Source organism: Flavobacterium endoglycinae, from assembly GCF_017352115.1.
GTDB lineage: Bacteria > Bacteroidota > Bacteroidia > Flavobacteriales > Flavobacteriaceae > Flavobacterium > Flavobacterium endoglycinae.
Genome location: NZ_CP071448.1, coordinates 2,002,005 through 2,024,697, shown reverse-complemented (window position 1 = coordinate 2,024,697; position 22,693 = coordinate 2,002,005). Strand labels below are relative to the sequence as shown.

Sequence of the window (22,693 nt, the reverse complement as noted above, 5' to 3'; positions counted from 1 at the left end):
TTAGATTAAAAAATTTGATGAATGCTATTATTGAGTTTATGAAAAGAAATTATAAAATACTTATAGCCGTATTATGCTTGTCTGTGACCTTGTTTGCTTTTAAAATAAATGCAGATAAAAATGAAGATCCGGATCCTAATAAAGACAAGACACTATTAGAATTATTGGCTTTTGTTATTGAAAAAGGACATTACAGCCCAGCGGAAATTAATGATCAATTTTCAAAGGGTATTTTTAAAGATTATATCGAGGCATTAGACCCTTCTAAACGATTCTTCCTTCAGTCTGATATTGATGAATTTAAGCAATATGAGCTGATGCTCGATGATCAGTTTTTAAACAAAGATTTAACATTCTTTAATCTAACTTATACTAGATTGATGAAGAGAATGGAAGAAAGTAAAAAACGCTATAAAACTATTTTAGCGCAGCCTTTTAATTATACTACAGATGAGACTTTTAATGCCGATTATGAGAACATTCCGTATGCAAAAAGCTTAACTGAAATAAATGAGAGATGGAGAAAACAAATTAAACTTTCTACGCTTTCTTCTCTTGTAACGAAACAAAAAATTGAAGAAGAAAAGAAGAAAAAAGATCCTTCATATAAAGAAAAATCTTTTGAAACTTTAGAAAAAGAAACACGTGAAAGCTCTTTAAAATCATTAGATGATAATTTTAGTGTAATCAAAGATTTGAATAAGGATTACTGGTTCTCAGTGTATTTGAATTCAATCATGACTCGTTTTGATCCTCATACAAGCTATTTTGCTCCAGAAGAAAAAGATCGTTTTGATGTAAATATCAGCGGTAAATTAGAAGGTATTGGAGCAAGATTGACTAAGAAAAATGACTTTACTCAAATTGATGAATTAATTTCTGGAGGGCCAGCATGGAAAGGAAAACAGCTTGAAGCTGGAGACTTAATCCTAAAAGTGGCTCAAGGAAATGAAGAACCTGTTGATGTAGTAGGGATGCGTCTTGATGATGTAGTTAAAAAAATCAAAGGACACAAAGGAACTGAGGTTAAGCTTACTGTTAAAAAAGTGGATGGGAGTATCAAAGTAATTTCAATTATCAGAGATGTGGTTGAAATTGAAGAAACATACGCAAAATCAAGTATTGTTGAGAAAAACGGATTGAAATACGGGGTTATTTATCTGCCTAAATTCTACATTGACTTTGAAAATAAAGACGGTCGTGATGCTGGAAAAGATATTGCTCTTGAAGTAGAAAGATTGAAAAAAGAAAATATCAACGGAATTGTACTGGATGTTCGCGATGACGGAGGAGGGTCTCTTTCTACGGTAGTTGATATTGCAGGATTGTTTATTCAAGAAGGACCAATCGTTCAGGTAAAATCTGCGGGTAAAAAGAAAGAAGTTTTATACGATAAAGACAAAAAAATCGAATGGGACGGACCGCTGGTAATTATGGTGAACAGTTTCTCTGCTTCAGCGTCTGAAATCTTAGCGGCTGCTATTCAGGATTATAAACGTGGAATTATCATTGGAAGTAAACAAACTTACGGTAAAGGTACAGTTCAGAATGTATTAGATTTGAACCAATTTGTTCGTAATACAAACTATGGTGATTTAGGAGCTTTGAAAATTACAGGTCAGAAATTTTACAGAATCAACGGTGGTTCTACTCAATTAGAAGGAGTTCATAGTGATGTTGTTATGCCAGATCGTTATGCGTACTTGAAAATGGGTGAACGTGACATCGACAATGCAATGCCATGGGATAAGATTGATCCAGCTGATTATACTACTTGGACATCAAACCAAAATTTCATGAAAGCTATCGAAAACAGTAGAGCTAGGATTGCTCAAAATGCTCAATTCAAACTAATTGAAGATAATGCAAAATGGATCGATGTTAAAAACAAAGAAAACGTTTACAGCTTGAATATCAAGAATTTTAAAGAAACTCAAGAGCAAGTTGAAAATGAAGGTAAAAAGTATAAACCAATTTCAGATTACAAAAACAATTTAGTGTTTAAATCACTTCCTTATGAAGTTACGGAAATGAATAACGACGCTACTTTGAAAGAGAAAAGAGAGGCTTGGCACCAAGCATTATCTAAAGATGTTTATGTAGAAGAAGCATTAAATGTTTTAGATGATTTGCAAGCTAAATCTGTGGTGAAAACCACAACGAATGTTTCTCCTAAAATGAAAAAAGATAAATTGGTTAAATCATAAAGAAAAATCATTTAGAAATTAATTTGTTATTAAAACGCTTCTTGAATATAATTTAAGAAGCGTTTTTTAATGGTAACCCAAAAGCATTTATGAAAAACATTTATATACTTAGTTTGATTGGTCTAATCTTGTTTTCTTGTAAAAAAGAAAATACAGAAACAGTGGAAATTGCAAATCAAGAGAAGGATACTTTTGTAGCTAATCAAAGTAATACAGGATCATTATATTCCGTAAACTATCAGCCTACTTCGACGACAAATCAAATTGTAAATCACAAATATTATACACTTTCATATAATGAAAAATACGAGCAGGCTGAATGGGTTGCTTATGAATTAAAGAAAGAATACCTGAAAAATGGCAATTACAAACGTCCGTATTTTATTGAAGATCCTAAAGTAAGTACAGGTTCTGCTGATTGGAGAAATTATAAAAAATCAGGTTATGATAAAGGGCATTTATGTCCTGCTGGTGATATGGAATTCAGTGAAGAAGCTTATAATGATACTTTTTATACTTCCAATATTTCTCCTCAAAGACATGATTTTAATAGCGGAATCTGGAACAGAATCGAACAGAAAACACGTTATTGGGCAGGAAAATACAATGATATTTATGTAGTGACTGGCGGAGTTTTGAAAGATTCAGATAATAAAATAGGAACAGAAAAAGTTTCTGTCCCTAAATATTTTTATAAAATCGTTCTGGCTAAATCAGGAAATGAACACAAAGCAATTGCCTTTTTAGTTCCAAATGAAGATAGTGACAAACCTATTTATGATTTTGTAGTTCCTATAGAAACTATTGAAAAAATGACGGGAATTGACTTTTTTCCTAATTTGAAAAATTTAAAAAGTAGTAAGGACTTTTAGATCAGCAATTGTTTCGATTGGATTTTCGGCTCTAAAAACGAAACTTCCTGCTACCAAAACATCAGCTCCGGATTCTACTAATTGTTTCGCATTTTTATTGGTTACACCGCCATCAATTTCGATAAGAGTTGATGCGTTTTTATGTGTAATTAATGCCTTTAGTTTTTTTACTTTGTCATATGTATTTTCGATAAATGATTGTCCACCAAATCCTGGATTTACACTCATTATGCAAACAACATCGATATCATTAATAATGTCTTCTAATAAATCCACATTAGTATGCGGATTCATAGCTACTCCTGCTTTCATTCCTTCCGCTTTAATTGCCTGAAGTGTTCTGTGCAGGTGCGTGCAAGCTTCATAATGAACAGTTAATCCATTAGCTCCTAAATCAGCAAAAGTTTTTATGTATCTGTCAGGATCAATAATCATTAAATGAACATCGATATATTTCTTCGCATGTTTAGAAATAGCTTCTAAAACCGGCATTCCAAAAGAAATATTCGGAACAAAAACTCCATCCATAATATCGATATGAAACCAATCAGCTTGGCTGTTGTTTATCATTTCAATATCACGTTGTAAATTAGCAAAATCAGCTGCAAGAACAGAAGGAGCAATAAATGTATTTTTCATTGTAGTGTAGTGTGTTGTTTTGTTTACAAAGATAAATTTTTTAACCGCATGTTTTTTGAATCATTAAGAGATTAAGAAAATTAAGTTTTTAAATCTTAATTCGCTTATTGAAAGAGGTCATTGAGTTTTTCTTTATGAAACTTAATGTCTTAATGGTTTATAGAATAAATAAAAAACTCCGGTAATCAGCCGGAGTTTCAATCATCAATCAAAAAACGAACAGTCAATCAAACTGTTGTTTGCTTTAATATCCAATTTAAGAAATTTTACATTAAACTCCAAGTAATTTGGAGTTTGTAATTTCTCGAATTAGAATTTTGGTGATTAACCAAGATAAGTTTTAAGAATTTTACTTCTAGAAGTATGTTTTAATCTACGGATTGCTTTTTCTTTAATCTGACGAACACGCTCACGAGTTAGATCGAAAGTTTCTCCAATTTCTTCCAAAGTCATTGGGTGCTGATCGCCTAGACCAAAATACAAACGAACAACATCTGCCTCTCTTGGAGTTAATGTTTCTAATGAACGCTCGATTTCAGTACGTAATGATTCGTGAATTAACTCTCTATCAGGATTTGGAGATTCTCCAGAACGTAAAACGTCATAAAGGTTAGAATCTTCACCTTCAACAAGAGGTGCATCCATTGATAAGTGACGTCCTGAGTTTTTCATAGACTCTTTTACGTCATTTACGGTCATGTCAAGTTCTTTTGCAATTTCCTCAGCAGAAGGCGGACGCTCGTTAGATTGCTCTAATAAAGCATACATTTTGTTGATTTTATTGATAGAACCAATTTTGTTTAAGGGTAAACGAACAATACGTGATTGTTCTGCAAGAGCCTGAAGGATCGATTGACGAATCCACCATACGGCATAAGAAATGAATTTGAAACCACGAGTTTCATCAAAACGTTGTGCTGCTTTGATAAGTCCTAAGTTTCCTTCATTAATTAAATCAGGAAGTGTTAAACCTTGATTTTGATATTGTTTAGCAACCGATACAACGAAACGTAGGTTGGCTTTTGTTAATTTTTCTAAAGCTCTTTGATCACCAGCCTTAATTCTCTGTGCTAATTCTACCTCCTCATCTGCGGTAATTAGGTCAACTTTTCCGATTTCTTGTAGATATTTATCTAACGATGCAGTTTCACGATTGGTTACCTGCTTGGTGATTTTAAGTTGTCTCATCTTATTTGTCTCCTCAATTTTTAAGTGTACAAGTGATTATACGTATGAAGTATCAAAAAAGTTACAACTCTGTAAAAAATATTTTGAAAATATTTGAAAAAAATAAAAACCTGCCTCTAAGAAGCAGGTTTTGTGAGTGTTGTATAATTTTTTAAAAATAAGATTTTAGTTTGCGATGGTATTTTGAACCTCGATGTTTTCTGTAATTGATACAGGAATTCCGTTTTTGGTAAAACCTTCCAATCTAATTTCGAATGTTCCTGATAAATCTGAGGTGTAGAATGAAGTTTCAGCATCTGTATTTAACTTCACATCCGGATTCCAAAGTAATTGATTTCTGAAATCAGGAATTCGGGCATTATCAGAACCACTTTCATATTTTACTTTATTGTAAATCTTTTTAGGCTGTGGTCTTAAAACAGTTGGTTTTGCTATAAAACTTCCTGTTTGATTGCTTTTGAAATCTTTGTTGAAAGTAGTAAAACTAATTAATCCGTTAAATGATTTTGAGCCTACATAGTATCTTCCTACAATAAGTTCAATTTTATAAACATTTTTCATGCTATAAAGAGTCAGATCATTTACATTTTCCAAATATTGTCCATCAACAAGTACAAGTGCTGGTTCTGGTAACTGCGGAAAAATACTAGGATCGTTCACATGCAGATAAAGCTTATCATCTTTTTGTTTCGAATAAATCTCAACAGCAACTTCCGTTATTGTTTCTTTTAAAGTTTTAAAACGAGTAAAATCATCTAAAATATATTCTTTTGCAAGAGGATAATAAAAAGCATCCGTCGCTGGACTTTTTTCGATATTGTCTACTTTTTTATGAAAATAGGCATTCTCAACCTGACTTGAAACAGATCTTTCCAACAGACTTTCTTTAAAAACGTAAGACAAATTTGTATTTTTATCAAACGATATTTTTGAATATTCTATTTCAGGAGCATTGTTTATTGTAAGTTCATAATTGGCTGCTTTCTCGTCTATAATTTGTACAATTATATTAGAAGTGTAAAATGTTTTACCAACATTGAAAATAAAGTTTCCGTTACTATCAGTTTTTACCACTTGGAAAGCGAAAGATTTTCCTGGAATTGATAAGCCAACTGAAACATTTTCAATTTTTTCACTTTTTGAAGAAATCTTTCCTGTAATCATTTCACCTCTTAATTCAGGAAGAATTATTTTTTGATCTTGTTTCTGTAAATCTAACAAGATCGGATAAGATGATAATGAAGCAAATTTAACTGCGGAGATTTCATCCTGTGTTGGAATGTTATCTAATTTTCGAACAGAAAGCGAATAACTTCCATCTTTAAAATTAGCATTTGAAGTCAAGACTTTTAAATCGACTAATTCTCTATTTGTAAATGTTTTTTTACTTAAGTTAAAAGCAACATTCTCGTTTTTTAAATTTTCTGAAGAAAGTCTAGAACTGCCCGATAGAACTTTTTCTGTATTTGTTTTTTCGTCTGTTTTATACGGATTAATGATGTTTATATTCAATTGAAATAATTCAGGAATGGGTTTGTTTAGCATCCAATTCGTATATCCAATTAATTTATAATTACCCGTTTTTAAAGTGGTAGGAATAAAATAATCTCCCTGTCCAACAGAATTTTCCAGTGCAATTTTAGTTTTAAAAACTGATTTTTTGCTGTCATCTACAAGTTCTACATATGCTATTTTACTAATACTGCTTGGTGTTTTATTAGATGATTTTAAACAATATACCTTGTATAGTAAGGTTTCTCCTGTAACAAATGAAGAAGCATTAGAATGAAGATATACAGTTTCATCCAAAGAAATCGTTTGTTGTGCTTTGCTTAATTGTGTATTTATCAATACAAACAATAAAAGTATGTGTTTTAGTCTATCCAAAATGAAGGTTTTACGTTAGATGAAAATGATGTACAGTCTCCGCAGACAACGTCAACAAGTATATAAGCAGATCCGCTATTGGAAAAATAGGTCATAAAATTATTTTCGATATTATATATTAAACCTTCTGCATTACAATCTTCTCCTGCAAAACAAAATTTAAACGGAATGTCTTCGCAAGTGTTGAAATAAGGAGCGTCTGCTCCTGGGAAAAAGTCAGTATAATTAAAAAATATTCGCTGTTCTGAAAAAGAGGATACATCAAAATAACCAATTACTTTCGTATTAGGATCGTTTATACATTTGATGTTTCCGGATAATACTCCAGGTTGTTTTGGAGATAAAATACTTGCCGAACTTGCAATATCTCTCATGGTTTTATGGAAATTATAAGCTGCTAAATTTTCTACATATTGTTTAACTAAAATGCTATATCTGTGTCCGATAATATAATTTTTTTGTTCTATGAAACGAATAGGAAAATTTACTTTGTCTTCACTTTGATCGTTAGTATTTACCAATAAAATATCTGTCGATTTTTTAGTAGCATAACAAGTTCTAGTGCTGGAAGAGTTTGGAATGAGTTGAATGGATTCTGGACCTGTAACAATTAATTTTGACAATGACCATCTTGGAGCTATTATTTTATAGCTCTCTTCATACTCATAACGATAATACTTAGAAGTTCTGCTGGCATCGTAGCTGTTAACATTAATTTGAACTCCAGTCTCATTGTCTTTGTTTGTTGCGAGAGATGGGACTATGCTTTGAATAGGTGTTACTGTTGTAAGTGTTTCGGGACTGGACTGGTAAATTTTCCCATCTTTTGCTGTAATTTCCAAAGTGTATTGGCGGTCAGGTAAGATTTGAAATGCTGTTTGCGAAACATAGATTCCTGAATTTTCTTCGAATACATATTCATTATTCAAATTATCCTTGACAATAACCTTGGCACCGGTTTCCGTTTTAATTGATGTATCTTCAAAACGAGCAGTTTTTGTAATTTTAATTTCTTGATTTTTAAGCTCGTTAGTTAAAGTGGCTTCAACAACGATAGCTTCCTCGTATGTATTGGTTAACAATGGATATGTTTCTGTACAACTGTTTAGAAAAAAGCTGACGGATATTAGAAATATTATTTTTTTGCAAAAAGTATTCATAGTTGTAGAGAAATAGTTTTCTGGTTTTGAATTTGAAGAATCTATTTTAATTTGTAAGTTTATATTTTAGTCTGTCCAGAATGTTGGTTTTATATTCGATGCAATCGTAGTGCAATCTCCACAGGGAATATTGACCCAAAAGTAAAATCTGCCAAATAAATAATAGCTAATTTTATTTAAGCTTAAATCGTCCATAAAGTGGCCTGCATGTGTACATGGGTCAGGATTGAAAGGATAGTCGGCATAACAAAATTCTTGGCAATCTGTATAATATGGCGGCGGTGCTTCCCCAAGAAATAAATCAGCATAATTAAAATAAATTCTTTCTACAGATACTGATGCAACATCAAAATATCCAACAATTTTGTTGTTTGGATTTTTAGTAGATTTTAAATTACCTAATAAAATTCCTGGTTGCGTAGGCGATAAAATACTTTCATTTCCAGACATTTTTTTTAGTGTGCTGTAATAGTTGTATGCCGCCAAATTTTCAACATATTGTTTTACTAGTATACTATAGCGTGTAGTGATTATATAATCTTGATTGCTTATAAACCGAATCATATAATTAACACGATCCTCATTTAAATTATTTGTGCTTACTAAAATTAGATTAGTGCTTTTCTTAGAACCATAACAAACTTTGGTATCAGTAGAATTAGGTACAAAAGTAAGTGCTCCATTTTGACTTATGACCGCTTTTGTATTAACCCATTTGGGAGTAATAATTTTGTATGTTTCTTCATATTCATATCTGTAATACTTGGATTTATTGTTCTGGTCAAAACTATTTATTCTTATACTCACACCTCTTTGATTTTCCTTCGTTTCAACTGCCGCTTTTACGCTTTGCATCGGATTTACTGCTGAAAGAGTTTCTATAGACGATTCAAAAGATCTGCCGTCTTTCGTATTTATATGCAATTGGTATTTTACTTCTGGTACTGCTTGAAATTCTGTTTTTGAAACATAGCGATCAGATTGATCTTCAAAGTCATATCTTTTTCCTGAATTATCTGTTATAAATACTTCAGCACCACTTTCAGGGATATAACTTTCATCTTCAAAACGCGCTGTTTTAGTAAGCTTAATTTCCTGATTTTTTAGTTCATTCGTAATCGTAGCTTCAACAACAATTGCTTCTTCATAAGTATTGGTCAATAAAGGATATGTTTCTGTACAGCTATTAGAAATAAAAGCTGATGTAATTAAAATAATGATACTATTTCGGTTATAATTTTTCATTCTAAACTAAGAATTAAAATTTAAAATTATAAGTAATACTTGGTACAGGTATTGAGAAAATAGATGTCTTGTATCCTTTTACTTTTCCATTTTGATCTGTTACGAAATAAATAGAGTATGGATTGTTTCTTCCAAGCACATTGTAAACAGAAATATTCCAGAAACTGTGTGCTAATTTTTTAATTTTATGGTTTCCTTCAATGTTAATTCCAATATCTAAACGAATGTAATCCGGAATTCTATAGGCATTTCTGTCACTATATAAAGTGTATTGTGAATTTCCATATTGAAAAGTTCCAATAGGGTAGGTAATTGGTCGGCCTGTTTGATATAAAAAGTTGCTTGATAAACTATAACGTTTTGTAAATCTATAGTTTAAAATAGCACTTAAATCATGAGGTTTGTCAAAATTGGCTGGAAAATATCGCCCATTATTTACGATTTCTGAACTGAATTGACTGTCAAGTTTGATAAACGAACGTGAATACGTATATCCAATCCATCCGTTTAATCTTCCGGTTGTTTTCTTTAAAAGTAACTCAACTCCATAAGCTTTTCCTTCACCTTGTAATAATTCAGTTTCTACATTATCATTTAAAAGAATCTGAGCTCCTACTTTATAATCAAGAATGTTACTCGACTTTTTGTAATAGCCTTCTAAACTAACTTCATATTCTTCATCTTTTAGTGTTTTAAATAAACCTAAAGAAACTTGCTGAGCAGTTTGAGGTTTTACATTAGAATCAGATAATTTCCAAGTATCTGTTGGAGATTGGGTAACGTTACTTGATAATAAATGAATATATTGACGTGTTAGATCATACCCTGCTTTTATCGAAAAATCTTCGGTAATAAAATATCGAGCAGCAAGGCGAGGTTCAAGTCCGCCATATGTTTTTACAACCTCATTTTTTCCATAGTGTTCTGTTCCGGTAACAGTTTCATCACTTAGTGGTAATCCAGGCTCGTATGTATTCACATTAGCTTCTCCTAAAGAAGCATAAAAAGAATATCTTAAACCAAGATCAAGAAGTAATTTGTCATTTACTTTATAACTGTCAGCAAGGTATACCGCAGATTCTAATGCTCTTTCTTTCTCTATATCAGTTGAAATTAAAGTAGCATTTGGATCTTTTGGATGCTGATATCCTGGTGAAATGTTATATAATTTGCTTGCAATACCGTAAGAAAGAGTATGTTTTGGGTTCAGTTGATAGTTAAGTTTTAACTGTAATTGTGATTCATTTATTTTATATCCGAAATCAAATGCATTTATATCATTTGAATCGTAATCGATATTGAATTTGTATTCGCTGTTTGTAAAAATTAAAGCTCCTTTACTTTTTTTGCTGAAAGTATGATCCCATTTCAAAGAAGCTAATCTATTGCTGTATTTGTAAATAGAATCCGAACTTAGACTGAAACGATCATGGCTGTAATAAGCTGTAGCTTCTAAATTATTGTTGGCATTAATAGCATTGTTGTATTTAATAATACCATCATAAAATCCTGCCTGGCTGTTTTTTAGATTTTCATCATCAAGAGTTTTTAAAACCCAGTCAGAGTAAGTAGCGCGACCACCAACAATAATACTTGATTTGTTTTTTTGTATTGGAGTGCTTAAGGTAAGATTTGAAGTTATAGGACCAATAGCCCCTTCACCAGAGAATTTTTCAGGATTTCCATTTTTAGTAGTGATGTCAAAAACAGAAGATAATCTTCCTCCAAAATCTGCAGGAATACTTCCTTTATAGATATCTGCTTTTTTTGCTGTATATGGGTTTATCGCCGAAAAGAATCCTAAAAAGTGCTGCGGATTATATAATACTGCATTATCCAAAAGAATTAAGTTCTGGTCGTCTTTTCCTCCTCGTACGTTAAATCCTGCCGATCCTTCTCCTGTAGTTTTAATTCCAGGGAAAGTTGTGGCAACTTTAAGAATATCTCGTTCACCAAGAATTAAAGGAACATTTTTAATGCCTTCAATATCAATAGATACTAGACCAGAAACAGTTGTTTCGGTAGTTTTTTGTCCTTTCTTTTTAATTACAACTTCATCTAATTGATTCGATTTTTCGTTGATATTAATATCAAACTTTCCATCGTCATATACCATTAATGTTCTTACTACTTCTTTATGGCTTAGAGATTTAACTTCAATAATATTTACTCCTCTAGGAAGCTGTAAAGAATAGTTTCCGTCAAGATCAGTTGAAGTGCTGATATTTTTGTTTCGTATTTTAATATAGATATTTGGCTCTGCTTTTCCAGTTTCTTCATTTTTAATTGATCCAGAAACCGTGTATGTTTTTTTAACATTGTCTTTGTTTTCTTTACCAATAAAAACAATTGAAGATTTTTTGTTTACACTATAATTGCTGATCGAATCATATTGCTGATGAAAAATTGGGTTTTCGCTTTGGTCATTACCCTTTTGATCTGTTTCGGCAGGAGCATCGGCGAAATAATTTGAAGGTAAAGTGTCGTGAATTGTACTGTTTAAAGTAAAAATAACTTTGTTTTTCAGAATGATAAAATTCAAATCGGTTTTGCTAAGTACTTTGTCAAGTAAATCATCAATTTTTATATCAGTATATGTTCCTGAAATCAATTCTTTATCTGAATTAACCCAAGTTGGATCAAAGTAAAATTTATATCCTGATGCTTCTTCAATACGTTTAAGCGCATTGGCTAAAGTTTCATCTTTAAAAGTAATAGATAACTTCTCATTTGTATTTTGTGCAAAAGACAATTGAAAGGAGAATACAATAATTAAGGAGAGTAAAATTTTTTTCATTTGTCTTATTTGATTGCTGTTGAAAGAGAGTTATATGTATATTTCATCAAATTTTTCATGAACTGGTTTAAATCAGATTTTCTTAATTCTCTATTCATTAAATAAAACCCGTTAATCTGTTTTTTCTGCTCAGGAAATAATTTTAAAATATCGCTCTTTCCTTTAATGGCATATATTTGATTTTTAAAATCGATAAAAAAAGTATTGTTTTCTTTAAAAGTGTAGTAAAGACCATTTTCGGAAGCCGTTTTTTGCATGTCTTTATGGTGTTTTATATAGAAAGTAAAATCAGGTCCAATTTTAGTTTCTTCATAATAACCTGTTGTGAATTCTGGTACGGTATTGTTTTTTTTGTCTATTTTGACAAAATTTTTATCTAGTATAGAAAAAGATTCAACCTTATTTTGAATCAAATTAATACCTGTATTTTCAGATTCTCCATAAGGATTTAAAACTAATAAATCTCTATAAATATCATATTTAAGATTTACTTCGTAGTAATTTTGTCCTTCATAAGTAATTTTTCCTAATTCATATTTATCAATTAAATATAAATGGCTGTCATTTAAAGTTCTATAAGGATTCGTGTGTGGCGTCCCATTATTAATATCGAGATTGTTTTTGCCAACAGATTTGTCAAACCAATTGTAAATATATACATCATTGTTTGTTTGACCGTAACTAATATAAATGTTTAGGAATACCCCAAATAATATGAGGAAAACGGATTTTTTTTGATAATTTTTCAAAGGATTTGATGGTTTTGATGATTGTCTTTGGTAGATTCCAAAAATATAAAAAAAAGCTTATAAACAAAACGGTTATCTGTTAAAATGTGATAAATCAATTGTTTTTTAAGTAAAAAAGCCTAAATCATCACAATGATTTAGGCTTTTTACTGAATATAGTTAGCGAGAATTTAGTTTTTCTTCTTTGATCTATTACATTTCATTTGGATTATCTAGAATTTCATCGAATATTTTTTTTAAAGATCTGAGATACAAGGGAAAAAAGATTGCAAGCCAGATATATTCTATTCTGAAAACCGTTACATCATCTAATACTTTATATAAACTTGGAATAATAACTGCCAAAGATACCGTGACTCCAATCCAAGGATTGTTTTTTATTTTTTTAAGAATCGTTAAAAGCTTCATCTCTGGTTGTACAATTATGGCTGTTTTCATCTGTTTTTTGTTTTATTATCGTGGTAAAAATAAGTTTGATGTTTTCTTTTTTTTGTGCAATTGTCATGAAAGCTTTTTTTTATGTCACGAATTGTGCTAAAACAGGATTCAAAATAAAAAATCCTCTTAGTAAGAGGATTTAATTTATTTGGGAGATATTTTTTAAGATAAGATGTTCATCTTCTTTATAAAATCTTTGTACGTATCACTTAGATTGATTTTGTGGTTTCCTTTTAATATGATAAGATTATCGGCCAAAATGATTTCTTCAATCTTGTCAATATTTACAATTGTATTTCGATGCGTTTTTACAAATTTATTTTTATCCAATAACTCACTGATTTTGGTCAATGATATTAAAATAACAAATTTTTCTTTTTCGGTAATAATGTTACAATAACGTTCTTCGACTTCTATATAAAGAATGTCTTCCAGAGCAACTTTCTTTAAGGAATTTTTCTTTTTTATAAATAATGAATCGTTGCTTATAACCGTGTTCTGCTCTTCGCTCAAGAAAACATTTGTCTGTTCGTAGAACTTTTCTACAGCCATTTCTATGGCATATAAAATTTCCAATTCGTTAAAAGGTTTCATTAAAAAGCTGAAAGGTTTTGTGAGTTTTGCCCTTTCAAAAATCTGTCGATCTTGTGAACTCGTTAAGAAAACGAATGGTTTAGAAGCATTTGGGATGATATTGATCGATTCGGCGAAAGTAATTCCTTCTGGTTTGCCGTCAAGAAAAACATCTATAATAATAATGTCTACCGTTTTTTCATAAAAAAGTTTTAGGGCATCGGCAAAATTTGCGGCCACACCTGCAATGCTATAATTATTTTCCAGCAGCACTTTTACAAGCATATCGCTTTGTTCAGGTGTATCTTCTATAATCAAAACATTAATATTGTCCATTTTTATTTGTTTTTGGGTAATGTTATAATCATTTTCGTTCCTTTATTGGGTTCACTTTCAATTGTAAATGTTCCATTGTTTTTAGCAATCATCTGTTTACATAATTGTAATCCTAAACCCGTTCCAATAATTTCAGAATTTCCTTTTTTGGCCAGTAATTCGCCCTCTTGAAGTAATTCTGTAATGGTCTTTTCGCTCATTCCTATTCCGGTATCTTGAATTATAACCTGGCAATAATCAGAATCAAGATCGTTCGATAGAAATTTTATTTGCCCGTTTTCATTCGAAAATTTAATAGCATTATCTAAAAGATTACGAAATACAATTTTTAAAGAATCAAGATCAACAAATAGAAATATGTTCTTTGAAACTAAATTTTCAAAATCAATAGATTTATCAACTAATAATGGTTTGTAATTATATTCAATTTGTTGAATAACAGAATGTAAATGAACAGATTCTTTATGAAAATACAATTGTTTCGTTTGCAATAAGGCCCAGTGCAATAAATTGTCTAATAAACTATAAGCACCATTTGCAATACCGCTGTTTTGAATAATCAGGTGACTTAATTCATCGTAATTTTTAGTTTCAAGTGTAGCCGATAATTTAGCATTACTGGTTTTTAAAGCATTTACAGACGAACGTAAATCATGGCTTACAATAGAAAAAAGCTGGTCTTTAGTGGCATTTAATTCGTCAAGTTTATTTTTTTGGCGCAATATGGTTTTACCATTTCTTACTTTTTGGGCATACAAATAAACACCTCCGGTTAAAATTAAAAGCAATCCAACTGCAGAGAAGAATAAGCTATTTCGCTGCGTGTTTTTAAGTTTATTCTCAACCTGAAGAACTTTTATCTCTTTTTGTTTTTGAGCAACTGCAAACTTCTTTTCAAAATCGGCTACAGCCCAGATTTTATTTTGGTTGTTTAAAGAATCTTTCCATTGTTCAGATTCTTTTCTATAAGTCAAAGCAGCTTTAAAATTGTTTCTGTTTTCTTCAACGACTGACATGTTTTTTGCAGTCTGTCTTTTTACTTCAAAGTCTTTTACTTTAGCTGATAAAAGATACGCTTTTTCAAAATATGGAATTGCTAAATTATCTTTATATTGTTGATAATATAAATTTGCAATGTTATTGTAGCTTCCAATTAAGGAAATAGTATCTTTTTCTAATTTTAAAATTTCACTGCTTTTTAAAAAATAAGTTTCTGCTTGAGAAAATTTGTTTAAGTGCAGATAACAAACTCCTAAATTTTCGTGAAGACTTTTGATGTAGTATTTTTTCTGATCCTTATCTGAAAGCTGCTCAAGTTTATTGAAATAATAAATGCTTTTTTTGAAATCTTTTAATTCAAGTGATATTATTCCTAGATTGTTGTACACCAACGGATATAGAATAAATTCTTTTGAAAGCAAATTGAATTCTTTTTTTGCTTCTTCAAAAAGTTTTAATTCTCTGAAACTGCTTCCTCTTAAAAAATGGCAATAGTCTTTCAGTTCTTTCACTTTTCCTGAATTTAGCTGTTTCATAGAATACACTAAAGTCGAATCCCAGTTTTTTTGAAAGAAAAATTGCTGTGCTTTTTTGAAATTAATTTCATCTTTAAACTTCAACATTTTTTTATTAAGTTCTGAATTTAATAAATCATTGTTGTATTTCTCTTGTGAAGAAACGGAAAAGCTTAAAAATAAAAGTAATAGACTTAGAATTAGTTTTGTTCTAAACATAATATTTGTTTTATAAAAGTAAAGGAAGCATCGGCAAAAATCCCTAACAAGAAATTTTTATCGATGCTCTTTTTATACTATACAAATACAATTTATCATGGATATTTAACCGTTGTTTCTGTACCTCTTGAAGTTTCTGGATCAATGTCTCTCAAATAAGAAATAACTCTTGAAACATTTGCAATTGTGTCTGAACTGTAATCTACTTCAACATACCAAACGTCGTATGTTTCTGGTGTGCTCTCATCCCAGTCATAGTCAAAATAAATTTCTACAGTATCAACGTGTTCTGTAATTGTGCCAACAAGAGGGCTTTGAGAATCTTTTGAGTTAATATATAAAGTAGCGCAAATCTTTAATGTGTCAACTCCATTGTTCTGATAAATAAATGCTGAAGCTAAAGGAGCTATTGGAAAAGTAAGGTTTGTTTTATCGATAAACGAAAAATCTTCACTATTGATTTTGGTAATTTGGATGATATTAAAATCCATAATAAGGTTTTTAGGGTTAATAATTTATTTTTGGTGGTTAAAGGTATTTTTTTTCTTTAATAAAATGTAAGTTTTCACGTGTTTTTTTTAATTTTTTACATTTTCTTCACGAAAGAATAAATAATTGTAAGATTGTCCTAAATATTAAAAAAAATAAAACATAGTTCGAAGATTTGGAAGTTAACATTTAAAAATGTAAATCTACCTGAGAATTTATCTTATCCAAGTAATAGTCAATTTTTCGGATTGCTCGGTTGAAAAAGAGGTTTTGTTCTTTAATTCCAGATTGTTTTAAGGGTATTGAGTTCTGAATCTGTTGTTTAAAAAACTGATGGACATTTTTGCAGCCATCCTCATTATCGGTAATAAAATAACCTAAAAGTGTGTAAGGAACAAACATAGTTAATTTTTCATCCGTTTCAATAAGCATGTTATTGTTGAGTAAAATCAGTTCGTTGTAATAAACAGAAAAGTTATTCTCTGGATTATTACATTTTTCCTGTATCAAATTAATGATTCGTTTTAAATCTTTGCAAAGTGCGTTGGCACTTTTTAAATTCAAAAGACCAGCTTCATAAAAATATAGTATTTGCTGCAGACTGCTGTTTATGGTTGTATCGTTCCAAATTTCATTTACTATAGTATTTTCGTAAATCTTTTTTAGTTTTTGCATGGAATCAGAAAAAGATTCTTCGATTATAAATTTTTCAAAAGAAATTTTTTTTTGATTGTTGTTCAAAAGATTAATCCATACAAAGGCTTTGAATTTTGATAGAATTGTTCCATCCATAAAATAAAACAAAGGAATGTCCTTAGCCGAATAAAACAATGTAGTACTTGGATTTTTTGTTAACGCTTCGATTTGGATTGCAGACGATCTGAAATATTCAAGCATATCCTTCATGGATGTAATTTCAATGGTTTTTTCAATAATAACCTTCTCTTTTTTAGAAAATATATTGTCCAGCGAAATATTAAAGTGACTAGCGAGCTTGATGGTTTCATCAATTGAAAATTTGCTCTTTTGAGATATTCGTCTGTGTGACGCATCATAGCTTATTTCCAAAATAGTGGCTATTTCATCGATTAATGAATTTGACTTAGAAATTTTGCTTCTAATAGCTTTTAAAAAAGTTTCTTGATGATTCATGATTTTGCGATAATCACAAATATATAAAAATGTTTTATTGGTTTGCGCAAATTTGAATGCGATAAACACAATACGTTTGCTTCGTAATATAAAATGTATGTTATTATGAAAGCTAAATATTTTAATAAATCAGAAGAAGAAAAAATATTTTTCTCTGCTTTAAAAGAAAAAGTCTATGAAAAATTTAAAGATAAAAATACTTCTTACGGAGATGCCAGATTTTGGTTTAAAGGAGTGTTTTGGACAATTGTGTGTTATACATGCTATGGTTTTCTTTTTTCAGATTCCATAAGTAAAATGACCTTTTGGTTGCTGTATGTTGTTTTTCAGTTATCTGGATTGTTAATTGGTTTTAGTTTCGGACACGATGCGTCTCATAATACAGCATTCAAGAATAAGAAAGCAAACTCGGTACTTCATTTTTATAGTTTTCTTACTGTTGGAATAGATCCAATGCTTTGGGGATTAAGACATATTCGTTCTCATCATTTATATGCAAATGTAGAAGGAAGTGACATCGACATCGATAAAAATCCTTTTTTAAGATTGAGTCCTACGCATCCGTGGAAACCAAAACATAAATATCAGGTTTATTATGCGCCTTTTGTTTATATGTTTACGCTGTTACATTCTGTTTTTATGAGTGACTGGGTCTATTTATTTTCAAATGAATATGATTGGATGAAAAGGGGAGTTCCTAAGTTTGAATTGTATTTGAGATTTATATTGTATAAAGTATTCTACTTTTCATTGGTTTTAATTTTTCCAATACTGTATACTCATTTTTCATGGAATTTTGTTACGCTGACGTATCTTTCTGCAAGTGCTTTTACTTCTATGATATTTATTATAATGCTCGTTGGTACCCATTTTTTTGATGAAGCCGATTATCCTCAGCCTGAAGGAGAATTTCTGGAGCACACTTGGGCAGTTCATCAGCTTTATACCAGCTGTGATTGGGACGCAGATAAAGGGTGGGCAAGATTTTTAAGTGGAGGATCAAATTGCCATGCAGCACATCATTTATTTCCAAATATCTGCCACACCAATTACAGTGAAATAAATGCCATAATTGAAGAAACGACAAGAGAATATAAACAGCCCTATCATCATAAAACATTATTTGAAATGATGTATTCTCATTTCAAACATTTGTATAAAATGGGAAAACCTGATTAGAAATTCCAAAACTTAAAAACCCCAATTCAAATACATGAATTGGGGTTTTCTATGAATAAACCTTTAGTAAACTAAGATCTGATTACTCTTTTTTCTCCTCACGTGGAGGTCTTGGAACAAGTGCTTTTTTAGACACTTTTTCTTTTTTAGTTTTAGGGTCAATTCCTAAGTATTTTACTTGGAAAACATCTCCCATTTTAACTACATCAGCAACGTTTTCAGTACGCTCCCAAGCTAATTCAGATACGTGAAGCAATACTTCATTTCCTGGTGCAGCAGTGTATTCTACAACAGCTCCAAAATCAAGCATTTTGATTACTTTCACCTCGTAAGCTTCGCCAACTTGTGGTTTGAAAGTTAAAGCGTCAATTTTAGCCAATACCGTTTTGATTCCTTCTGGATCAGTTCCTAAAATTTCAACAACTCCTTGCTCGTCAACTTCGTTGATTACGATAGTAGTTCCTGTCGCTTTTTGTAATTCTTGAATTACTTTTCCTCCAGGTCCAATTAATGCTCCAATAAAGTTTCCAGGAATAGTTCTAGTGATAATTTTAGGTGCGTGAGCTTTAACATCTGCTCTTGGAGCAGCAATTGTTTCAGTTAATTTTCCTAAAATGTGTAAACGTCCGTCACGAGCTTGCGCTAAAGCTTGTTCCATAATGTCATAACGTAATCCTTCGATTTTGATATCCATTTGACAAGCTGTGATACCGTCGGCAGTTCCAGTAACTTTAAAGTCCATATCTCCTAAGTGATCTTCATCTCCTAAAATATCAGACAATACAGCAAATTTCTCACCGTCAGTAATTAATCCCATAGCAATACCAGAAACTGGTTTTGTCATTTGAACTCCAGCATCCATAAGAGCCATTGTTCCAGCACAAACAGTTGCCATAGAAGAAGAACCGTTAGATTCTAAAACCTCAGAAACAACACGAATTGTATAAGGACAATCTGCAGGAATCATATTTTTTAAAGCTCTTTGAGCTAAGTTACCGTGACCAACTTCTCTTCTTGAAGTTCCTCTTAATGGTTTTGCTTCACCAGTAGAGAAAGGAGGGAAGTTATAGTGTAAGTAGAATTTTTCTTCGCCTTGTTCTGATGGAGAATCGATTTGGTTAGCTTCTTTAGAAGTTCCTAAAGTTACTGTAGCCAAGGCTTGAGTTTCTCCACGTGTAAATAAAGAAGATCCGTGAACAGATGGTAAATAATCAGTTTCACACCAAATTGGTCTAATTTCCGTAGTTTTTCTACCATCAAGACGAATTCCTTTTTCTAGAATTACGTTACGAACTGCTTCTTTGTTTGTTTTGTAGAAGTATTTTCCAACCAAACCTGCAAGTTCTGCATTTTCAGCATATTCTTCTTCTGTAAATAAAGCTTTTGCTTCTTCTTTTACAGCCGCAAATTTTTCTCCTCTTTCTGCTTTTCCAGAAGCTTCTTGAGCAATTGCGTAACATTTATCGTAAGCAGCAGCTTTTACTTTAGCGTAAACAGCTTCGTCTTCAACTTCACCTTCGTAAGTTCTGTATTCTTGAGAGCTTAATTTTGCTCTTAATTTTTGTTGAGCAACAATTTGAACTTTAATAGCTTCGTGAGCAAATTTAATTGCTTCAACCATTTCAGCTTCTGAGATCTCTTTCATCTCGCCTTCAACCATAGCTACAGAATCCATAGAAGCTCCAATCATCATATCGATGTCAGATTTTTCTAATTCAGTTCTGCTTGGGTTGATTACTAATTTTCCGTCGATACGAGCAACGCGTACTTCAGAAATTAAGTTGTAAAATGGAATATCTGAAACAGCTAATGCAGCAGATGCAGCCAAACCAGCTAATGCATCTGGCATAACTTCATCGTCATGAGACATTAATTGAATCATAACCTGAGTTTCTGCGTGGTAATCGTCTGGGAAAAGTGGGCGTAACACACGGTCAACTAATCTCATTGTTAATACTTCGCTGTCGCTTGGTCTTGCTTCTCTTTTGAAAAATCCTCCAGGGAAACGTCCCGCTGCAGCGAATTTTTCACGGTAATCTACCGTTAATGGTAAAAAGTCAACACCTGGGTTAGAGGTTCTTGCAGAAACTGCTGTTGCTAAAAGCATACAGTTTCCTAAACGTACAACAACTGAACCATCGGCTTGTTTTGCTAATTTACCAGTTTCGATTGAGATGCTTCTTCCATCTCCCAAATCGATAATTTCTTGTGAAACTTGTGGAATCATAATTTTTCCTTTTTGATTATACAATGGGTTTTAGTTGTGTTGTAGTTGTTGTTGTGTGTAGTTGTTGTTATCTAAAACCCAATGAAAAACCAAACTTTTTTTCTTGTAATATGCTTATTATAAATAGCTGTAATGTAAAAACAAAAAGAGGCACTCTCGCACCTCTTTTCTATATTGATTATTTTCTGATATTCAATACTTTGATAATCTCACGATATCTGTTGATATCTTTCTTTTTCAAGTAGTCCAACAAAGATCTTCTTTTACCTACTAATAGTACAAGAGAACGCTCAGTGTTGTAATCGTGACGATTTTTTTTCAAATGTTCAGTTAAGTGAGAAATTCTGTAAGTGAACAATGCAATTTGACCTTCTGCGCTTCCAGTGTTTGTTGCACCACCGTGTTGTGCGAAGATTTCTTCTTTCTTTTCTTTAGTTAAATACATTCCAATATTATTTAATGATTTTTATGTATGTCAATACAACTTTTGTAAGACGGGTGCAAAATTAGATTAAAAAAACAGAAAAATCAAAAAAAAATAAAAGAATCTAAAAATAAGGCATTAAGAAATTCTTTTTTAATGATTTGGCGGTATTTTTGAAGACAAATCATGTGTTATTTATTGGTTTTTACAACCTTTTTGCCAGTTTGTTTTTCTGCCAAAGAAGAATACGAAAACTTCATATTATTTTCATCAACACTTGTTCCTGAAATTAGAATTCCCTTGTTATAATTATCAGTGAAAGAAATTTTGCGAACGATGTCATTTCCTTTCCATACACCTTGTTTTAATCCGTCTTTAAGGGAGCCTTTTTGTGTTACAGAAGTATCTGTTTCTTCATATTCGCCTTCTCCGTTCGTTACGGTTTGTTCGTTGTCTTTGTTCCAAAAATTCAAAATCAGAGTCTGCGATTTTTTTGTTTTAGGATCCCAGCTATTCTGTTTTTCAGATTTTTTATTTTGGTTTTCGTACCAATTAACCTCTTTTCCAGATTTATGATCTTCAGAATAATTTACAACAGATTCTTTAGATCCGCTTTTGTAATAATAAATAAACTCGCCATCTTTCTTTAGAATATCTCTGTCCAAAGTAGAACCAGTCATTCTCTTTCTTCCGTTTTTGTAAAAATCAGTTACAACATAACGTACGTTTTTCTGAGAATAATTGGTAATTACCCTTGTATAGGCATAGTTATCAGGTGTGGTTTCGCGATTTAACGAGTCCAGAAAGATCTTTTTCGAGACCATATTAATCTGTGCCGACAGATGAACCGAAATGATAAGGTGAAATAGTATGAAAAAGCTTTTTTTCATTCAGCGCTATTTTTTATACTAAAAATAGGACTTCTAGAATAATTTGGCAACTTCTTGGTTTACAAATTCAAGGAATCTTTCGTCAGCTTCAGTAAAAGGGTCAATAACATGGCTGTCAATATCGATTTGACCAATATTTACTCCGTTTACGAATAAAGGCACTACAATTTCAGATTTTACAGTCAGACTGCAGGCAATATAATTATCTTGTGCTTTAACATCCGGCACCACAAAGTTTGCATTGCTTTCAGCAACTTGTCCGCAGATTCCTTTACCGAAAGGTATCACAGTATGATCTGTTTCAGCACCTACATAAGGTCCTAAATGAAGTGTTTTGGCTTCGTGATTAGCAAAATAGAAACCTACCCAGTTGTAATATTCTACATTTTCATTTAATAACTGGCAGACTGCTAATAATTTTTCGTCTCTAACAAGTTTAGTGTCAGAAACTATTGCGCTTATTTTTGGTTGTAATTCTTGAAATGTCATGATTTAAAAATTTTATACA

Annotated in this window: 19 protein-coding genes; 3 read left to right on the top strand and 16 right to left on the bottom strand. The window is 31.3% G+C overall.

What is annotated here, in order from left to right; all coding sequences use genetic code 11:
* Window positions 1-17: 17 nt before the first annotated feature.
* A complete protein-coding gene (locus J0383_RS08755) occupies window positions 18-2,207 on the top strand; it encodes a carboxy terminal-processing peptidase (RefSeq protein ID WP_207298026.1) in 2,190 nt (729 codons plus the stop codon).
* Between the two features lie 89 nt (window positions 2,208-2,296).
* Window positions 2,297-3,079 carry a DNA/RNA non-specific endonuclease gene (locus tag J0383_RS08750; protein WP_207298025.1) on the top strand — a complete coding sequence of 261 codons (783 nt, stop codon included), beginning with the start codon at window positions 2,297-2,299 and terminating at the stop codon, window positions 3,077-3,079.
* Here the strand turns inward: J0383_RS08750 and rpe are convergent.
* From rpe to J0383_RS08690, 12 genes are all read right to left on the bottom strand, one after another.
* Window positions 3,056-3,718, bottom strand: a complete 663-nt coding sequence (rpe, locus tag J0383_RS08745) for a ribulose-phosphate 3-epimerase (RefSeq protein ID WP_207298024.1) — start codon at window positions 3,716-3,718, stop codon at window positions 3,056-3,058. The two genes, J0383_RS08750 and rpe, sit on opposite strands and share 24 nt — an antisense overlap.
* 324 nt (window positions 3,719-4,042) lie before the next feature.
* Entirely contained in the window at window positions 4,043-4,906 is an 864-nt protein-coding gene (locus J0383_RS08740) for a sigma-70 family RNA polymerase sigma factor (RefSeq protein ID WP_007804760.1), read from the bottom strand.
* A 165-nt stretch (window positions 4,907-5,071) separates the two neighbouring features.
* A complete protein-coding gene (locus J0383_RS08735; RefSeq protein ID WP_207298023.1) occupies window positions 5,072-6,793 on the bottom strand; it encodes a hypothetical protein in 1,722 nt (573 codons plus the stop codon).
* A complete protein-coding gene (locus tag J0383_RS08730) occupies window positions 6,781-7,875 on the bottom strand; it encodes a DUF4249 domain-containing protein (RefSeq protein WP_239023286.1) in 1,095 nt (364 codons plus the stop codon). The genes J0383_RS08735 and J0383_RS08730 overlap by 13 nt, the downstream gene beginning before the upstream one ends.
* 144 nt (window positions 7,876-8,019) lie before the next feature.
* Entirely contained in the window at window positions 8,020-9,198 is a 1,179-nt protein-coding gene (locus J0383_RS08725; protein ID WP_207298021.1) for a DUF4249 domain-containing protein, read from the bottom strand.
* Between the two features lie 13 nt (window positions 9,199-9,211).
* Window positions 9,212-11,995, bottom strand: a complete 2,784-nt coding sequence (locus J0383_RS08720) for a TonB-dependent receptor (RefSeq protein ID WP_207298020.1) — start codon at window positions 11,993-11,995, stop codon at window positions 9,212-9,214.
* A gap of 5 nt (window positions 11,996-12,000) precedes the next feature.
* Window positions 12,001-12,744 (bottom strand): hypothetical protein, encoded by a 744-nt coding sequence (locus J0383_RS08715; RefSeq protein WP_207298019.1) that lies wholly within the window; start codon window positions 12,742-12,744, stop codon window positions 12,001-12,003.
* Window positions 12,745-12,936: 192 nt separating this feature from the next.
* Window positions 12,937-13,182 carry a hypothetical protein gene (locus tag J0383_RS08710; RefSeq protein ID WP_207298018.1) on the bottom strand — a complete coding sequence of 82 codons (246 nt, stop codon included), beginning with the start codon at window positions 13,180-13,182 and terminating at the stop codon, window positions 12,937-12,939.
* Window positions 13,183-13,344: 162 nt separating this feature from the next.
* Window positions 13,345-14,091, bottom strand: a complete 747-nt coding sequence (locus J0383_RS08705) for a LytR/AlgR family response regulator transcription factor (protein ID WP_207298017.1) — start codon at window positions 14,089-14,091, stop codon at window positions 13,345-13,347.
* Between the two features lie 2 nt (window positions 14,092-14,093).
* Window positions 14,094-15,824: a tetratricopeptide repeat-containing sensor histidine kinase gene (locus J0383_RS08700; protein WP_207298016.1), complete on the bottom strand. Its 1,731-nt coding sequence runs from the start codon at window positions 15,822-15,824 to the stop codon at window positions 14,094-14,096.
* A 95-nt stretch (window positions 15,825-15,919) separates the two neighbouring features.
* A complete protein-coding gene (locus J0383_RS08695; RefSeq protein WP_207298015.1) occupies window positions 15,920-16,315 on the bottom strand; it encodes a hypothetical protein in 396 nt (131 codons plus the stop codon).
* 187 nt (window positions 16,316-16,502) lie between these two features.
* A complete protein-coding gene (locus J0383_RS08690; RefSeq protein ID WP_207298014.1) occupies window positions 16,503-17,465 on the bottom strand; it encodes a hypothetical protein in 963 nt (320 codons plus the stop codon).
* Window positions 17,466-17,570: 105 nt separating this feature from the next.
* On the opposite strand from J0383_RS08690, the gene J0383_RS08685 reads away from it, so the two are divergent.
* Entirely contained in the window at window positions 17,571-18,644 is a 1,074-nt protein-coding gene (locus J0383_RS08685) for a fatty acid desaturase family protein (RefSeq protein ID WP_207298013.1), read from the top strand.
* 82 nt (window positions 18,645-18,726) lie between these two features.
* Here J0383_RS08685 and J0383_RS08680 read toward each other — a convergent pair whose 3' ends face one another.
* The 4 genes from J0383_RS08680 to J0383_RS08665 form a co-directional block, all read right to left on the bottom strand.
* The gene (locus tag J0383_RS08680; RefSeq protein WP_207298012.1) at window positions 18,727-20,871 is read right to left on the bottom strand and encodes a polyribonucleotide nucleotidyltransferase; all 2,145 of its coding nucleotides are present in this window, start codon (window positions 20,869-20,871) and stop codon (window positions 18,727-18,729) included.
* A 178-nt stretch (window positions 20,872-21,049) separates the two neighbouring features.
* Window positions 21,050-21,316, bottom strand: a complete 267-nt coding sequence (gene rpsO, locus J0383_RS08675; protein ID WP_207298011.1) for a 30S ribosomal protein S15 — start codon at window positions 21,314-21,316, stop codon at window positions 21,050-21,052.
* Between the two features lie 170 nt (window positions 21,317-21,486).
* On the bottom strand, window positions 21,487-22,185 hold the full coding sequence (locus tag J0383_RS08670; protein ID WP_207298010.1) for a toxin-antitoxin system YwqK family antitoxin: 699 nt from the start codon (window positions 22,183-22,185) through the stop codon (window positions 21,487-21,489).
* 33 nt (window positions 22,186-22,218) lie between these two features.
* Window positions 22,219-22,674: a GAF domain-containing protein gene (locus tag J0383_RS08665; protein WP_207298009.1), complete on the bottom strand. Its 456-nt coding sequence runs from the start codon at window positions 22,672-22,674 to the stop codon at window positions 22,219-22,221.
* Between the last annotated feature and the right edge of the window lie 19 nt (window positions 22,675-22,693).

Coding starts and splice junctions, on each gene's coding strand:
- J0383_RS08725 (WP_207298021.1), bottom strand. CDS start 9,198: ATGAAAAATTATAACCGAAATAGTATCATTATTTTAATTACATCAGCT.
- J0383_RS08710 (WP_207298018.1), bottom strand. CDS start 13,182: ATGAAAACAGCCATAATTGTACAACCAGAGATGAAGCTTTTAACGATT.
- J0383_RS08700 (WP_207298016.1), bottom strand. CDS start 15,824: ATGTTTAGAACAAAACTAATTCTAAGTCTATTACTTTTATTTTTAAGC.
- rpsO (WP_207298011.1), bottom strand. CDS start 21,316: ATGTATTTAACTAAAGAAAAGAAAGAAGAAATCTTCGCACAACACGGT.
- J0383_RS08750 (WP_207298025.1), top strand. CDS start 2,297: ATGAAAAACATTTATATACTTAGTTTGATTGGTCTAATCTTGTTTTCT.
- J0383_RS08720 (WP_207298020.1), bottom strand. CDS start 11,995: ATGAAAAAAATTTTACTCTCCTTAATTATTGTATTCTCCTTTCAATTG.
- J0383_RS08680 (WP_207298012.1), bottom strand. CDS start 20,871: ATGATTCCACAAGTTTCACAAGAAATTATCGATTTGGGAGATGGAAGA.
- J0383_RS08695 (WP_207298015.1), bottom strand. CDS start 16,315: ATGGATTTTAATATCATCCAAATTACCAAAATCAATAGTGAAGATTTT.
- rpe (WP_207298024.1), bottom strand. CDS start 3,718: ATGAAAAATACATTTATTGCTCCTTCTGTTCTTGCAGCTGATTTTGCT.
- J0383_RS08705 (WP_207298017.1), bottom strand. CDS start 14,091: ATGGACAATATTAATGTTTTGATTATAGAAGATACACCTGAACAAAGC.
- J0383_RS08755 (WP_207298026.1), top strand. CDS start 18: ATGAATGCTATTATTGAGTTTATGAAAAGAAATTATAAAATACTTATA.
- J0383_RS08685 (WP_207298013.1), top strand. CDS start 17,571: ATGAAAGCTAAATATTTTAATAAATCAGAAGAAGAAAAAATATTTTTC.
- J0383_RS08670 (WP_207298010.1), bottom strand. CDS start 22,185: ATGAAAAAAAGCTTTTTCATACTATTTCACCTTATCATTTCGGTTCAT.
- J0383_RS08690 (WP_207298014.1), bottom strand. CDS start 17,465: ATGAATCATCAAGAAACTTTTTTAAAAGCTATTAGAAGCAAAATTTCT.
- J0383_RS08740 (WP_007804760.1), bottom strand. CDS start 4,906: ATGAGACAACTTAAAATCACCAAGCAGGTAACCAATCGTGAAACTGCA.
- J0383_RS08665 (WP_207298009.1), bottom strand. CDS start 22,674: ATGACATTTCAAGAATTACAACCAAAAATAAGCGCAATAGTTTCTGAC.